The sequence below is a fragment of the Streptomyces sp. NBC_01232 genome (assembly GCF_035989885.1).
In the GTDB taxonomy this organism is placed as follows: Bacteria; Actinomycetota; Actinomycetes; order Streptomycetales; family Streptomycetaceae; genus Streptomyces.
On record NZ_CP108518.1, the window covers coordinates 8615642 to 8630701 of the forward strand.

Sequence of the window (15060 nt, forward strand, 5' to 3'; positions counted from 1 at the left end):
AAGCCGCTGGTTCCTGCTCATGCTGAGAGTCGTCCAACAGAAGAACCTCGCGGGCGGCCGGCCGTCGAGGGATCCCGCCCGGACATCGACGCTCGAAGCGCCCTGCCACCACTTCCGGCCCGCCCTGCCCGTACTGATGAACCGCGAAGCCAACCGCCGAGGTCAGTAGGTGTTCATGTACCAGATCGTGCCACCGAAAAAGATCGGAAGAGTGAACGCCATCTGCAGCACCCAGGGCACATCCGGCCCCTCGTCATCAGGCTTGGCCGGGTTCTCCGCACGCCACGTCATGAAGCTGCGCATGGCCTTCCAGTGCCCCACGACCCCCAGCGCGATCCCCAGGGTTATCCCGCAGTAGACGGGAAGTATCTCGCTCAGAGACCACTCTTGCTTGACGCTCGAGGCGGTGAGCACCACGAACCCTGCCACCGGGCCGCATGACACCCAGAGCTTTTGCCGCCAGTTCACCATCCCGGGGAACAGCGCGGCGAGATACACAACCACACTGATCGTGGCGAACAGCCACCACAGGGGAGAAGACTGGTCCGGCATCAAAACCCTTTCATCTAGCCTCGCGACCATGGCCCGAAGGTTCCCCACCTCGCCCGCAACGGCCATCTGGCCAACCGGCCCAGCGGCGCAAGATCCACAGGACAACCCTAGTCGCCCGCTGATGACAAAGATCAGGAAACTGCCGGACGGTCTACCCCTTGACCTGCAGCTTCACGTTGGCGGAGCCCACTGGCCAGGCACCCGCCACCGCCTAGACCGCCTTTGATCAGGGCTGTGAGCGCGGCGGCCATGCGGCGGCGCGCGGACCACGGGCGCCGGGCAGCGGAGCGTCGGCGGGCCGGAGGCCGCTCGTCCGGCAGCCCAACAGTGTGGGAGGTGGCCTCGTCCGTCGCGATGGGCTGCTCTTTCCCGGCTCCGCGTTCCCGCAATCGCGGCCCGCGTGCGCCACCGAGTTCACCCACGTCCTGGACAGCCCGGCGGGGCGGATCGGAGCGCCTGTTCGCACCTTGTTCTGGCGGCCGGGCCGCCCGGTGGCCGTATGGCTGCGCCGGCGCGGCCGTCCGCAGCCCGTTCGCCGAGCGCAGCCGCTCGAGCCCCTGGACGGTGCTGCCCGCTGACCGGGCATCGGCCGGAGGGCCCGCGGGAATTGGCTGGCAGGTGCATGACGGGATAGTGGGATTCGGGACTACCTTCTTAGGGCTCCGGAGGGGCGGCTGTCCGGACTCGCGGGCCACAGGCGGGCGGTGGCGGTGTCTCCAGTGCCCCGGCTCCGCCGAGGGGCCGGGTCCCCCCCACGCATGAAGGAAGACGACCATGTCTCTGGGCACCTGGCTGAAAGTCGGCACCTCTGCCGCCGCGCTGGTCCTCGCGGCGGCAACCGCCGCGACCGCGGCACCCGCGCCCATACCGGACGCCACCGCAGCGATAGTGACACTCCGATACGACGACAGCCGAGCCGGCGGCTGGGAAGCGGCCATTGCGGCCGGGGTCGCTTCCTGGAACGCGAACGTCAGCAACGTACGGCTGGTGGAGGCCGCGCCCGGGGCCCGGGCCGAGATCGTCATCGTGGCCACCACCGGCTGGCCGCAAGCCACCCTCGGTCCGGTCCGTCCGGGGCGACAGGTCCGAGTCGAACTCGGCGCGCAGGCCGTGAGCCAGGGGTACGACAAGACGCGCATCGCTGCGCACGAGCTGGGCCACAGCCTGGGCCTCCCGGACACCAAACCGGGACCGTGCTCGCAGCTGATGTCCGGGTCCAGCGCCGGGACGGCCTGCACCAACGCCGTGCCCAACGCGACGGAGCGGTCCCGCGTGCAGAACGCCTACGCGAACGGGTTCGCGGCAGCCGTGCCGACCGACGGCCGGGTACTCATCGACGCCCCCTGACCGGCGAGTCGGCGGGTGGGCCGGTGCGGGCTCCGGCTGGGACGGGACTCCGGCCCGCCGGCTGGTGCCGGTGGACCGGGCCCGTGCCGTCGCCGCTTCGCGACCGGGCAGCCTCGGGACTCAGACGATGTTCTTGTAGAGGTTCCAACCGGTACCGAACTTCACCCGGGCGGCGAAGGTCTCGGTACCGGCCTTGCCCGTCGAGGAGTACCGGTACACGACGCCGTTCGGAAGACGGCAGAGCAGGTCGCCCTTGCTGTCGCCGTCGATGTCACCCGGAACGAACAGCTTGTCGTACTGGTCGAAGCCGCTGCCCACCTGCTCCCGGGTGGCGAACGGCGCGGTGGCCGTGCCCGTGCCCTTGAAGAGGAACAGGCGGCCGGAGGCGTCCCGGGCGAGCAGGTCGGGCCGCCCGTCGCCGGAGTAATCGCCCGCGCCGACGAGCGCGTCGTAGCCGTTCCAGCCGGTGCCGACCTTGATGCGCGCGCCGAACCTGGTCACCAGCGCACCGTCGCCGGGATGGAGCCACAGAGTGCCGGCGGAGTCGCGACCGAGGAGGTCGCCCTTGCCGTCGCCGGTGAGGTCACCGGGGCCGACCGTCATGGTGTAGTTCCACGTCGTGCTGACCCGCTCGCCCTGGATGTACAGGTCGCTGCCGATGTTCTGTACGTAGGTCGCGTGGTTGCGGCTGTTGAGACCGGTGGCGTACGTGTTGCGGGAGCCGGGCGTCTCCTTGCCGGCCCAGACCGGCGGCGTCCGGTAGTCGCCGTTGGCCAGGGCGCTGTACTTGGCGAGGTCGTCGTCCGCTTCGGTGCCGAGGTTCTGTCCCTTGCCGTAGAGCGGCGTGGTGCCCGCGCCGACGATGAACTTGTTGAATTCATAGCCACTGCCGAAGTACGCGGGTGCGGCGAACTTGCCGCCACCGACCGACTTGAACCAGTACTCCACGCCGTCGCGGTCGCGGGCGAGCAGGTCGCTCAGACCGTCGCCGTCACCGTCGTCCGAGCCGGTGATCACGTTGTACGCGTTCCAACCGGTGCTGACCTTGACACGGGCCTTGAGCGGGGCGGTGGCGCTGCCGGCTCCCTTGTGGAACCACAACTCACCGCTCAGCGTACGGGTGAGGACGTCGCCCAGGCCGTCGCCGTCGACGTCGTCGGCTCCGACCAGTTGGTCGTAGATCCCCCAGCCGGAGCCGACCTTGACCCGCGTGTTGAAGGGTTTGCTCACGCTTCCGGTGCCGGTGTACAGCCACAGGTCGCCGGCGTGGTCCCGGGCCAGCAAGTCGGGACGGCGGTCTCCGGTCAGGTCGCCGGTGGCCATGACGCGGTTGTAGATCTGCCATCCGCGGCCCGACCAAAGGGGCGCCGACGTGCTCGTCAGGCCGGCTTCGTAGAGCGTGAGGACACCGTCGAAGGAGAGCGAGAGCAGCTCGGCCTTGCTGGTGCCGCCCACGTTGCCCACCGGCAGCAGGTCCTTGAACGAGGCGGAGGGGTCGGGGTCGGTCTTGTAGATCGTGTATTGGCTCCAGGTCGAGATCGACGACAGATAGACGGCCGTGGTCTGGTCGAACTCCATGACGATCATGTCGCTGATGCCGTCGCCGTCGACGTCGTGCCGCGGCTTGGCGGCGGTCGGCGCCGCCGGCCGCACGGCGCGGCCGGGCATGACGACGCTCGGGTACTCGCGATCGCTGCCCGGTGCGGCCTCGGGGACCGAATCCGCCGCCGGGCCGGCCGATGGCCGGGCGGCGGCGGAGTCGGGTATGCCGGGCTGCGGGGCGGCGCTGCTCGGGGCGGCGGCCAGGGCGCTGACGGCCAGGGCCAGTACGCCGCCGGCGGCCAGTGCACTCAGTCTTCCGCGGTGCGATGAAGTCAAGATCCCCCCTGAGGATCGAGCCGGGACCCGCCCGGACACGTCTCGCTGTTTGCCTGGAGACACACATCCACGCGTGAACGGTTCCCACTTCCAGCTGTGCCGGGCATGCCGCGCCATTGACCACGCCGGTGGACTTCATGCGCCAATTCCTTTTCACCCAGGTGTAGTTGATGGGGTGAGGGACTCCGACCGGCGGGTCGGCCGCTGCGGCAGCGGCCGCTACCGCAGCGGCGGCTTCGCCGACGAGATCTCCCTGGTTGGCGCGCGCAAACGGACGGCGGGCAGGAATGCCAGGGTGGCCGGAAGGAGCAGAAGATGCCGATCGCGCCGACGGGGCCGAGGGCCTTGTTGTTGGTCAGGTCGCCGGCGAGGAGCGCGAGGAGGCCGAGGGCTACGGTGGCGGCGCTGGCTGTGACTGCCCCGGCGGAGCGTCGGACGGAGGCGGCGGCTGCCATGCGGTCGCCCGACTCAGGACCAGGACCCGCCCCCAGAACCCGTCCGGGCCGAACCGGTCCGCGCTCTGCACGCCGCCCACCGGGCCCTCGCGGCCGTCGTGGCCCCGCTGGAGGACGAGGACTCTTGGCAGCCCACCGGCTGTACGGGCTGGGCCGTCCGGACCTGCTCTTCCACTGCCTCATGGACTGCCGGCGCGGCCTCGTGGCCCTGCACACCCCGGCCCCCGGACCGGTCGACCGGGACGCCGTCACCTACTGGATCGACTGGCGCCCCGGTACCGAGGGCGCGGCCAACGGCCAACGGCCGACGTCGGGCGCGGGTCACCGCGGGCATGTTCCTGCGCTTCGACCAGTTGCGCGGGCTGCTCGGCCGCCCACACCCGCTCGACCCGCGTCCTTCCCCCTGCTCGGCTGACGGCACCGGTGTTCCTCAGGTCGCCCCGTCCTGTCCGGGAGGCCTGCGGCCGACGCTCGTGGGGCCGGCTCCGAGGAGACCGCGCCCGGTGAGGAACCCTAGGCGAAGGAGAACCAGTTGACGTTGACGAAGTCGGAGGGCTGGCCGCTGTCGAAGGTCAGATAGACGTCGTGGGTTCCGGTGGTGCGGCGGATGTCGGCGGGGACGGTGCGCCAGGCCTGCCATCCGCCGGTATTGGCGACGGCGAAGCCGCCGACCGGGGTGGCTGTGGGGCTGTCGAGGCGGACCTGGACCAGGCCGCTGACTCCGCCGGCGGCCCCGGAAGCGACTCGGGCGTCGAAGCGGGTGGCGCCGGTGGAGCCGAAGGCGACGGCCGAGAACTTGAGCCAGTCGCCGTTGGACAGATGGCCGACGGCGGATCCGCCGCCGCCGTCGGAGCAGGCCTCGACCTGTGCTCCGGACTGGGCATTGAACGCTTCGGCCTGGATGGTGGTGAAGGCGCTGACCCCGCCGCCCGGGGCGGTGGCGGTGGCGGTCGGCGTCGGGGCCGGTGTGCCGCCGCTGGCCACACCGCCGACCGTGATGGTCCAGCGGCCGGGGGTGCCGGACTGCACCTTGCCCTCGAAGTCGACTCCGTCCGGGTGCACGTCGTCGTAGGGGAAGGCGTACCCGAGATGGTCGGGGGTGGTGTTGTGCAGGATGCGGGAGTAGTGGTTGGTGCGCGGCCGGGTGTAGAAGGCGGCGGGCTTCTCCGCGGTCGGCTGGTGGGGGTTGTCCAGCAGGGTGGTGCGGTTGAAGGCGGCGGCGAGCCGTGCGCTGATATTGCCCATCAGGTCGTTGCCCGTGGTGAAGGGCGCGTCGCTGCAGGAGAAGATCGAAAGGGTGGACGGCTTGGCGAAGCTGCCGACCCCGGGGAAGGCGAGGAGGTCGCCGTTCACCCGGCCGGTGACGGTTCCCCAGGTGAACTGGGTGTCGATGCGCAGGTCGGTGGAGCGGTACTTGTTCCACACCTCGTCCACGTAGCCGTCGAAGTAGCCGCGGAACAAGTCGCTGTTGCCGCGGATCGCCAGGTTGGGACTGAGTACGCGCACGTCGCGGCCGCCCGCGGTGACGATCAGCCGGCTCCAGTCGCTGCCGTCGGCGGCGGACTGGGCCCGCAGCGCTGCGGCGACCCGGGACAGTCCGTCGGCGGGCAGCCCGCGCACCGTCTGGGTGCCCTGCCCGGTCTCCAGTTGGAAGGCGATCGGCAGCGAGACCATGTCGACGAACGTGATGTTGGCGTACAACTGGTCGCTGTTGAAGGTGAACTCGCAGAAGTCGTGAGCGATGTTCGCGTTGGGGTCGGTGGGGTTGCTCACCGACGGCAGGGCCAGACCGCCGCCGCGGTTCACCAGGAAGGTGAGCTTCGTGCCGACGGAGAAGTAGATACGGCCGCTGTCCAGGCGCGGCAGCGTCACCCTCCGCGCTCCGGCGCCGGACGCGTTGAGCGGGATGGCACAGTCGGCCCCGAGCGGGGTCTGATCGTTGGCCGGGGCCGGCGGGTGGTACAGGCTGGAGCCGTTGGCCTGGACAAAGGCCCAGGTGCCGCCGGCCGCGGGGTCACGGCCGAGCACATAGGCGTACACCGTGTTGTTGCCGGTGGTGTTCACCAGGTCCAGGGGGAGCGTGGCGGTGGTGGACGCGTTGGCGCTCATCTCGAGCCAGGCTGCCGCGGCGGGCACGGCCAGGGCCAGGCCCGCCGTCACGGCGAGGAGTTTTCTACGGGGCAGGGTTCGCTGGTGGCGAGCCGTCACGGTGGGGGTCCGTTCTTCTTCAGGTCGGGCGGGGGAGCGGTCGGACGCAGGGACGGGGGAGAGGGGAGGGCGGCGGGGCTGGTGGGTCAGCCGACCGTCCACTTCTGGTTGGCGGCGCCGGTGCAGGTCCAGGTCTGCAACCGGGTGCCGTCGGCGGAGGAGTTGCCCTTGGCGTCCAGGCACTTGCCCGCACCGGTGTTGGTGAGGTCACGGGCGGCGGTGTACGTCCACTTCTGGGCGTTGGTGCCGTTGCAGGTGTAGAGCTGGACGACGGCGCCGTCGGCGGTGGAGCCGCCCGCGACGTCCAGGCACTTGCCGAGGGCGCGGACGGTGCCGTCGCCGCCGATGGTCCACTGCTGGGCCGCGCTGCCGGTGCAGTCGTGCAGCTGGATGGGGGTGCGGTCGGCGTCGGAGCCGCCGGCGACGTCGACGCACATGCCGCCGATGCCACGGATCGGGCGTGCGGAGGGGGCGCCGGCGGAGGAGGCGCGGACGTAGTCGACGGTCATCGTCTGCGGGAAGGACGTGGAGGCGTCCGGGCTGCCGGGCCAGTCCCCACCGACCGCCAGGTTGAGGATGATGAAGAACGGGTGGTCGAAGACCCACTTGTTGCCGCCGGTGTCGGCCGGCGTGAGGGTCTTGTACGTGGTGCCGTCCACCGACCAGACGAGGGAGTTCGGGCTCCAGTCGACGGCGAACACGTGGAAGTCGTCGGCGAAGGCGCGGCCGCCGGGCAGGTTGTACGCGGCGCCGAGGCCGCCCGCTCCGGAGTAGCCGGGGCCGTGCACCGTACCGTGCACGGTGCTGGGTTCGCGGCCGATGTTCTCCATGATGTCGATCTCGCCGCTGCCCGGCCAGCCCACGCTGCCGAGGTCGTTGCCGAGCATCCAGAAGGCGGGCCAGATGCCCTGGCCGCGCGGGATTTTGATGCGGGCCTCGAAGCGGCCGTACGCCTGGGTGAAGGTTTTGGCGGTGTTCAGCCGGGCCGAGGTGTATTGGCACTGCCCGTACCAGCAGCCGAGGCCGGCGTCGGTGTTCTTCCGCGCGGTGATGACGAGGTTGCCCTGGCCGTCGAGCGCGGCGTTCGAGGTGCTGGTGGTGTAGTACTGCAGCTCGTGGTTGCCGAAGCCCGAACCGCCGGTCTCGAGCGTCCACTTGGCGGCGTCAGGAGCGCGGCCGGCCGCGCCGTCGAACTCGTCCGACCAGGTCTGCGCGACAACTGCGGCACCCGCGGGCGGGGCCATCGAACGGGTGAAGGACATGAGCACCGCCGCGACCAGGGCGGTGGTCACGAGGAGCACCACTCCGCCGAGAGAGCGGCGACGTGCGCGATGAGCAGCAGCCATGGGCATGGTTCCTTGTCTGAACGGGGGAGGAGAAGGGGGCGGGCCGGGCGAGCGGTGAAGAGTGACAGGAGGGGTACGAGAGCGCTCTCAAACGTGACGCAATGTCACCCGAGGCAGTGAGTATTACGGAGGGGTAACTGTCATGGCAACGTCAGGCGACACTCCTCGCACGCCTCTGACCTGGGGTTTTCTCTTGTGGCCTTCGGCTTAACGATCTCTTAAGGCTGGCTTGATGCAGAGAGGTGTGAATCGGAGCCTCACGTGATCGCCGGCCGGACGGCCGACGCGGGTACTCCGTGCGGGCGTCCGGACCGCGTGCTCCCGGCCACGCACCCGGCCCCGGCCGACGGTTCCTCGTCCATGCGCCGGTGCCCGGCATCGGTCCGCGGCACACCGGACAGGTCGACGAGCAGCGCCGCCGGCCCCGTACGGGAAGCCGGGCGCCAGGCCCTTCCGGGTGGGGTGCTCGCGCCCGGAAGGACCTGGTGCCGCGCCGACCTCAGGCGTGCGCAGGGCCAGGCGTGTCCAGCGTCAGGCGGTGTGCAGGGTCAGGCCGTAGCGGCCGAGGATCTCGTTGATCGGCTGGAACCACGTCTGGCCGCCGGACGAGCAGTTGCCCCAGCCGCCGGAGGTGACGCCCTGGGCCTGGTCCCCGCTGAGGAACGAGCCGCCGGAGTCGCCTCCCTCGGCGCACACGCTGGTCTTCGTCATCTGGTGGACGGCGCCCTGGCTGTAGTTGACGGTCTCGTTCTTGGCGAGGACGGTGCCGCAGTGCCAGTGTGTCGTGGACCCCGACCGGCAGATCGAGGCGCCCACAGGTGCCTCGGCGGAGCCGCGTACCAGCTGGTCCGGGATGGTGCCCCAGCCGAGCACCACCGGTACGGTCCACCAGCCGTTGTGGATGCCGACGTACGCGTAGTCGTTGCCGGGGAACGAGGATCCCCGGAAGGTGCCCATCGCGGACCCGTCCCAGCCGCGCACGGCGGCCCCCGCCTGCCCGCAGTGCCCAGCCGTCACGAAGCCGCCGTACACGGAGAAGCCGATCGAACAGCGGACGTTGCCGGTGTAGTACGGGTCGCCGCCGACGGTGCCCGCGGCGTAGGTACGGGGCGCCTGCGCCGTCTCGGCGACGGTGACGGGGCCGCCGGCCCGGGCCCGGTCGACGAACGCCCGTACGGCGGGGGTTTCCCGCTCGGTACGTACGACCGTGACGACGACGCTGTTGGTCCGCGGGTCGACGTGCCAGCCGGCCACCCCGGTGGGGGCGCGCAGCGTGTCCAGGCGCGCTTTGGCGCGGTCCAGCGCGGCGGCGCTGTGCCGGACGAGGCGGGTGTCGGCGCCCAGTGCCCGCGCCTCGGACTCCTTCGCGCGGTCGGTCACCGCGACGACGAGCCGGCCGGTGGAAGGCTCGTACCACGAGCCGCCGTACGCACCACCCGCAGCCTGCCGTGCGGCCTTCTCCACGGCCGCGGCGGCCTTTTCTGCGCTCAGCCGTTCCTCGGCCTGGGAAGCGGTGAGCCCGAGGTCCCGGCGCATCGCGTCGAGCAGTCCGGCCGAGGTGGACGGCGCTGCGGCGGACGATGCCGCGGCGGCCTCCGGAAGCGGGGCGGCGCTCGCCGCGCCGGCGTGGGCGGCGCCCAGGCCGACGGTCAGGAGCAGGGCGGCGACGGCGGCGCGTAAGGGGGTGGTGTGTTTCACGAGACCTCCTGGTGTGGGGGATTGAACGCTTGAGAGCGCTCTCAGAGAGTGTCGGGCGCTACGCTAGCCGACCCCATTTGTCAGGTCCATACCAAGTTCTGGTTCCGCCGCGGCGGGACCCGCGGGACCACTCGGTCACCGAGGACTGTCCCGGGCGCCGAGGGCCGACTTCGTCACCGGCCTGACCGACGTCGCGGTCGCGGTCGCGGTCGCGGTTGGGGTCCGGGGCCGCGCCGCGATCGCCCTCGGCCACGAAGGCACCGCCCTGCCGATCGCCGACGTCTTCGCCGACCGGGCCATCGCCCTCAGCGGCAACCAGCCGTCCCTCGGTCTCCTGAACGCGGTGTTCGGCAAGGCCCACACGGCAGCCCTGCGCGGCGACCACCCCACCACCCGCCGGCTCCTCGCCGAAGGCCGGCGCACCCTTTTTCGCTTGTGGGGCACTGTTCTTGAGGGAGCGTCACCCATGTCTTCTGCTTCTTCCTCCGTACGCCGCATCGCCGCCATCGTCCTGGCGGCCGACGCGATCGTCTCGGCCGCGGCGCTCCCGGCGGCTGCCGCGGACGGTGATGACCGTCACCACCAGCAGCGGCCGCGGGTGGAGATCAGCCGGGTCCAGGCCGACAGCCCCGGACGCGACGACCGCTCCAACCGTTCCCTGAACGGCGAGTGGGTGGAGATCACCAACACCACCCGCACCGACCTCTTCCAGGACCGCCGCGACTACGTCTGGGACAACCGCTCCGACACCGCCACCCTGCGCGACGACCGCGGCCGCACCGTCGACAGCGAAACCTGGGGCCGCCGCCGCTAGGTCGTCTCTTTTGGATCTTGTCGGTCGGCCCGCGTCGTCCGGTGCCGTGCATCGCAAGGCGGAGGAGTGCCGTTGTACTGGACGTACTGCGGTGCTCCGACAACGCGGCGAGGTGCGGTGCCGGGCGACGCGGGCCCGGCAAGATCCGAAAGAGACGACCTAACCCCTCGTCACCCGTCGGGTCCCCCGCACCATGCCGGGGATCCTGCGTGACGGGGCCGCACGGGCCGTCGCCTCACCGGGCGGCGGCCCCGCACTGCTGGCCGAGCTGCGGCACCGAAGGCGGATGCCGGTGGTGGCGGTGGCCATGGGGAGATGAGCGCCGGTATCGCTCCCGGGGGCCCGCTTGCCCGTGCCGGTTCGCTGCGAGGGCGGGCGGCTCCGGGAGGGGGCGTTCAGTCGAGAACCGCGAGGTGGCCGGCGGCGCCCCCGCGCCATTCGATCATGAAGAGGGTGGCGTCGTCGCTGGTGTGTCCGCCTCGTGCGCTCTTCAGGGCGTGGGAGAGCCGGCGCAGATCTGCCCGCATCCCCTCCGACGGCCTTTCCCCGAGTCGGTTGACGCAGCGGATGAGGCGTTCCTCCCCGAACTGCTCCCCGCCGGCGACGTGTTCTTCGATGATTCCGTCGGTGTAGCAGAGCACGCGGTCGCCCTGCTGGAGGGTGTGCTCTGTGATCCGGGGCTCCTCGCCGCCGAATCCGACGGGCAGCGTCGTCGCGCTGTCCAGCTGCCGCAGGACCTTGCCGTCGCGGATGAGCAGGGGCGCGGGGTGGCCCGCGTTGACGAGCTCCAGCTCGCCGGTGGTGATGTTCAGGTGCATCAGCTGGGCGGTGACGAAGTGGTCGGGGCCGAACTGCCCGGAGACCGCGTCGTCCATGTAGGTGTACTTCTCGGCCAGGCTGACGAACACGCGCCGGGCATGCCGGTAGGCGCCGATCGCGACGGTCGCCATCACGGCGGCGTTCAGGCCATGGCCCATCGCGTCGATCACGGCCACATGCAGGATGTTGTCGTTGAGGGCGTAGTCGAAGCTGTCACCGGCGACGCGGTAGGCGGGCTCCAGCATGCCGGCCACCGCGACCTGAGGCACGGTCATCGTCAGCGGCGGCAGCAGGCCCCACTGGATCTCCGCGGACACGCTCATCGGCTCCCGGCGCCGGGCCAGGAAGAACTGGTCGGTGTAGGCGTTCTTGGTGACCAGCAGATCAGCGACCAGACCGGCGAGCCAGCGCAGCAGCCGCCGGTCGTCCTCGCCGACATCGTCCAGGGTGAGGACCATCACGCCCACCGTGTCACTGCCGTCCAGCAGCGGCAGGTACATCCGAACGCCGCCGCGGGCTTGCGGCACCTCGACAACCTCCCCGCGCAGGAAGGCCCGGCCAGCCGGAGAGTCGATCACCGGCTGGGGCTGGCTGACGTGCAGCTTCCTGCCCGGAAGCGGCACCAGCAGTTCCTGCGCGTAGTCCTGGAGCAGGATGGAGACGTCGCGGCCTCCGAACCTGCCCACCTCCTCAGCGATCAGAGGGGCGATCAGCTGCGGCGGCAGATGCGGCGCCCGGTCCAGCAGCAGGCCGAGCAGCCGCTCACCGAAACCCTCCGACCGGTCCACGCTCGCCTCGTCCATGGCCCGCCTCGCCACCTCGTACGTACCCGCCCACGCCGGTCACCGCCTCGGCACACCGTGCCCCGGGATAGGGCCGGAGCGGCTCATTGAGCCATGCGCGGCATGTCGGCTCACGCTGACCGCGGGGAAGAGCCCTGCACCGTCCTCTCTCGCCGCGGTCTCCGGAAGAGCAGTCCCACAGGATGAAGGGAGCGAAAGGAGCCGGCAAGTATGCCCCTGCGGCATTGATCGCCAGAACTCACGCGCCACCAGAGCGCTGAAGGGACCAGGCGTGGCCGGACCCTGCGTGGAACTCCCTGACCCACCCGGCCGACGTCTCCTCGCGAGCTGCCCGGCAAGCGGATGCGGGACCATCTGCCTTCTGCCGGTTCGAACGGGCGGTCACGGCGACGAGACTGCCGGCCTGCTGCTGGTCGTTCGCGTACGCCTCACACCGTGTTGGCGTCCAGGCGGAGGCTCCAGCCGACGGGGAGCGTCATTCGAATCGCGCGGTATCCCTGTCTGGTCCCGGTGGTTGAGGGGTTCGGGCCGGCCTGCCTGTTGGTGCGGTTGTGGCCCTGCAGGAGCGCGAGTGCCCCGGTTTCGATGGGTGTCAGGAGCGAGTGCCGGCCTCGCTCCGCTTCATGTAGCCGTCAGGAGGACACCCCGCGTCCGGGTCCTCTGTAGGGCACATGCTGGGATCCTCTGTATCGCCGAAGTCCCCGTAGAGGTAGACCCAAACCGTGCACGTCGGATCCTCGGTGAAGGACAGTCGAAGATCATTGCCGTGTGTGGCGGTCGCGTCGGGGATGTTGAGGCCGTCGCCTTCGGGGCTGGCGTAGAAGGCCCATCGGCCGTTGGACAGGTTCTCGGGGTGGGCGCAGTCAGCCATCGCTTTGACCTTGTCGAATCCCGTTCCAGTGAAGGTGTGTTCCTCCGAGAAGGTCAGGGACGTCCCTGCTGGGCTGGTCCACGTCCCTACCAGCTGCTCCTGCGGAATGTCCGCCGCGTGGATGGCCGCGCCGTACCCGCAGGACGCTGTGAGAACTACCCCAGTCACCGCAAGAACCGTCGCCCGCCATCCACGCATGTCCGCAGACCTCTCCCCAGAGATTGGATGTCCGGCCTGTGGCCGCACCTCAGCATATTTGAACATGCTCAAAAAATGCGGCTTCCCTCGGGGTAGCCGCAAGCGACACCTCCCAAACCGGCCGTACGGCGCGGCTTCGACCGGTGGTCAGCGCGGCGGGGCGGTCGGACGGGCTTCGAGGTAAGCCGGTCCAGTCGGTGCAGGCGCGTCGTCGCCAGTGGGCGGCGGTGACGGGGTGGAGGCCGAGCATCGGCCCGAGGACCGCTGGGGGCAGGTCCTGGGCCAGGGCGACGAGGGCGGTGGCGCGGGCGGGCCGATCGGGGATGTGGTGGGCGGCCAGACGGCGGCCGATGACGGTGGCGGCCCCGGACGCGCAGGTAGTCGACGGTTCGCGGGGCGGCCCGGCCGTCCCCCGCCGTGGCGTCAAGGTCGAGGTGGGTGAGCGGCCGGCCCGTGGCTATGAGGTCGGCGAGCAGACGCGCGGAGCGGGAGTTGTGTAGCCAGTTCAGGACGGTGCCGGGTTCAGGGCACTCGATCAGAGCTGCCCGCATGTGCGCGTACGCACCGCAGCCGTCGTCCGGGACGGTGGAGAACAGCGTGCCAAGACGGTCGCGCACCGCGCATCGGTCGCAGACCCCTTTTACCTGGTAGGAGCGAGGCTCGGCGCAGAAGTACGCCTCGACGTCCTCCGGCGTCCAGTCTGCGGATACGTGCCCGTGAACTCGCCGAACCGACGTACCGGGCTCACGCGATCCGCGAGCGTCTTCGTTGCCAGCAGCCGGCTCCGCTGCTGGTCCTGCCACCCGCGCAGCATGGCGTCGAACATGGCGGGCTCCGGGTCCAGCGCACGGACGTTGCCTGCACGGACCAGCCGGATCGCACCCGGCACATCTGCCACACCCACCCCACACCTCCGACGGTTGCACCTCATGCAACATCGGGCGCCGGATACTCCACCCAGGTCCAGAACCCCACCCCCTCACCTGGGCGAGTGACACCCCCGTTCTCAGACCGCACCGCGCGGCCTGCGGAAGCGGCGGAATGATGCGGCCAGCCCGACTCCGCCTACTTCGAGTCCTGCGCTTCGGCCAGGGGCGCCATGTGGTCGATGTCCGGCGCGGTGGCGGAGGTGACGTCAGCTCGTCGTAGTACGACCACCGGCCGCGCCCGGTCAGTGTGCACCGCGGGCCGACCACCGGCGGTTCGACGGCTTCGGTGATCAGGTCCTCGCGGCGGGTGTCGCAGCCGTCGGTGCGGTTCTCGCCGGCGTTCCGGAGCCTGCCGCTGTGGAACGTGGCCCGGATGTCCTGAGAGCGGTCACCCGACGCGGGCACCTTCGCCAACGCGTGCGTCGGCGAAAGTGTCGGCGCGTTCGTCGGCGCCTTCGTCGAAGCCCTTGCGGAGCAGCCGGACGGCCAGGGTCACCTCCCAGGCGAACACGGGCAGGGCGGCCAGCGACCCCGCCACCGAGACCTGCTCGTAGATCCCGAACAGCACGGCCGTCGCCGAGGCGCAGATCATCGCCCCGCCGACCAGCCCGAGGACCGCGATGTACCGCGGCACGAGCCGCGCGCTGTACATCAGGGCCGCCAGCACCAGGGTGTTGGCGCCCAGCACGAAGTTCGGCCCGAACAGGAACGTCCAGTCGTGAAAGGCCACCAGAGCACGGCCGACCGTGACCAGGGAAGCGTCGTCGGCGCCCGCCGCGCCCTCGGCCTGCCTCCTGAGGGTCACGACCGACAGCACGCCGATGATGCCCATGACGATGACGGCGGCCTCCAGCAGGCGGCCGCAGACGTAGCCGACGGCGGCCCCTCCGTTCCGTTTCCGCAGGACGGGATACAGCACGGCCCCGGTGCCCGTGACCGCCAGGACGAGTACGAATTCGCACAACGCCCCCAGGAACACGCGGGTGTCGGCGCCGGGACCTATGACGTACCCGGCGTCGTGCAGGACGGGGCGGTAGAGCGCGAGGCCACCGATCGCGGCGACCTCGGTGACGAGGAACAGCACTCCCGCGACGACCGCGGTTCTCCTGGTTGAGCTCATGCGGAACAGACCCCCCTCAAAA

11 protein-coding genes and 1 pseudogene are annotated in these 15060 nt (G+C 70.6%); 3 read left to right on the forward strand and 9 right to left on the reverse strand.

What is annotated here, in order from left to right; genetic code table 11:
• Positions 1 to 162: 162 nt before the first annotated feature.
• Positions 163 to 582 carry a hypothetical protein gene (locus OG444_RS39630; protein ID WP_327260080.1) on the reverse strand — a complete coding sequence of 140 codons (420 nt, stop codon included), beginning with the start codon at positions 580 to 582 and terminating at the stop codon, positions 163 to 165.
• A gap of 744 nt (positions 583 to 1326) precedes the next feature.
• On the opposite strand from OG444_RS39630, the gene OG444_RS39635 reads away from it, so the two are divergent.
• Positions 1327 to 1899: a snapalysin family zinc-dependent metalloprotease gene (locus OG444_RS39635; RefSeq protein WP_327260079.1), complete on the forward strand. Its 573-nt coding sequence runs from the start codon at positions 1327 to 1329 to the stop codon at positions 1897 to 1899.
• Between the two features lie 120 nt (positions 1900 to 2019).
• Here the strand turns inward: OG444_RS39635 and OG444_RS39640 are convergent, their stop codons facing one another.
• Complete coding sequence (locus tag OG444_RS39640) at positions 2020 to 3777, reverse strand: FG-GAP repeat domain-containing protein (RefSeq protein WP_327260078.1); 1758 nt, start codon at positions 3775 to 3777, stop codon at positions 2020 to 2022.
• Between the two features lie 276 nt (positions 3778 to 4053).
• A pseudogene (locus OG444_RS39645) lies at positions 4054 to 4241 on the reverse strand (MMPL family transporter); the annotation flags it as partial.
• 115 nt (positions 4242 to 4356) lie between these two features.
• Between OG444_RS39645 and OG444_RS39650 the strand changes: the two are divergent.
• Complete coding sequence (locus tag OG444_RS39650; RefSeq protein WP_327267070.1) at positions 4357 to 4647, forward strand: hypothetical protein; 291 nt, start codon at positions 4357 to 4359, stop codon at positions 4645 to 4647.
• A 98-nt stretch (positions 4648 to 4745) separates the two neighbouring features.
• Here the strand turns inward: OG444_RS39650 and OG444_RS39655 are convergent, their stop codons facing one another.
• The 3 genes from OG444_RS39655 to OG444_RS39665 form a co-directional block, all read right to left on the reverse strand.
• Positions 4746 to 6440: a beta-1,3-glucanase family protein gene (locus OG444_RS39655; protein WP_327260077.1), complete on the reverse strand. Its 1695-nt coding sequence runs from the start codon at positions 6438 to 6440 to the stop codon at positions 4746 to 4748.
• A gap of 86 nt (positions 6441 to 6526) precedes the next feature.
• Positions 6527 to 7786, reverse strand: a complete 1260-nt coding sequence (locus OG444_RS39660; RefSeq protein ID WP_327260076.1) for a family 16 glycosylhydrolase — start codon at positions 7784 to 7786, stop codon at positions 6527 to 6529.
• A 531-nt stretch (positions 7787 to 8317) separates the two neighbouring features.
• On the reverse strand, positions 8318 to 9484 hold the full coding sequence (locus OG444_RS39665) for a S1 family peptidase (protein WP_327260075.1): 1167 nt from the start codon (positions 9482 to 9484) through the stop codon (positions 8318 to 8320).
• A gap of 466 nt (positions 9485 to 9950) precedes the next feature.
• On the opposite strand from OG444_RS39665, the gene OG444_RS39670 reads away from it, so the two are divergent.
• Positions 9951 to 10298 (forward strand): lamin tail domain-containing protein, encoded by a 348-nt coding sequence (locus tag OG444_RS39670; RefSeq protein ID WP_327260074.1) that lies wholly within the window; start codon positions 9951 to 9953, stop codon positions 10296 to 10298.
• Between the two features lie 395 nt (positions 10299 to 10693).
• On the opposite strand, the gene OG444_RS39675 is transcribed toward OG444_RS39670, so the two are convergent.
• The 3 genes from OG444_RS39675 to OG444_RS39690 form a co-directional block, all read right to left on the reverse strand.
• Complete coding sequence (locus OG444_RS39675) at positions 10694 to 11920, reverse strand: PP2C family protein-serine/threonine phosphatase (protein WP_327260073.1); 1227 nt, start codon at positions 11918 to 11920, stop codon at positions 10694 to 10696.
• Positions 11921 to 12512: 592 nt separating this feature from the next.
• Positions 12513 to 13055, reverse strand: a complete 543-nt coding sequence (locus tag OG444_RS39685) for a hypothetical protein (protein ID WP_327260072.1) — start codon at positions 13053 to 13055, stop codon at positions 12513 to 12515.
• Between the two features lie 1251 nt (positions 13056 to 14306).
• A complete protein-coding gene (locus OG444_RS39690) occupies positions 14307 to 15038 on the reverse strand; it encodes a DUF4386 domain-containing protein (protein ID WP_327260071.1) in 732 nt (243 codons plus the stop codon).
• Positions 15039 to 15060 lie beyond the last annotated feature (22 nt).

Coding starts and splice junctions, on each gene's coding strand:
- OG444_RS39630 (WP_327260080.1), bottom strand. CDS start 582: ATGGTCGCGAGGCTAGATGAAAGGGTTTTGATGCCGGACCAGTCTTCT.
- OG444_RS39635 (WP_327260079.1), top strand. CDS start 1,327: ATGTCTCTGGGCACCTGGCTGAAAGTCGGCACCTCTGCCGCCGCGCTG.
- OG444_RS39660 (WP_327260076.1), bottom strand. CDS start 7,786: ATGGCTGCTGCTCATCGCGCACGTCGCCGCTCTCTCGGCGGAGTGGTG.
- OG444_RS39670 (WP_327260074.1), top strand. CDS start 9,951: ATGTCTTCTGCTTCTTCCTCCGTACGCCGCATCGCCGCCATCGTCCTG.
- OG444_RS39675 (WP_327260073.1), bottom strand. CDS start 11,920: ATGGACGAGGCGAGCGTGGACCGGTCGGAGGGTTTCGGTGAGCGGCTG.
- OG444_RS39685 (WP_327260072.1), bottom strand. CDS start 13,055: ATGTTCAAATATGCTGAGGTGCGGCCACAGGCCGGACATCCAATCTCT.
- OG444_RS39690 (WP_327260071.1), bottom strand. CDS start 15,038: ATGAGCTCAACCAGGAGAACCGCGGTCGTCGCGGGAGTGCTGTTCCTC.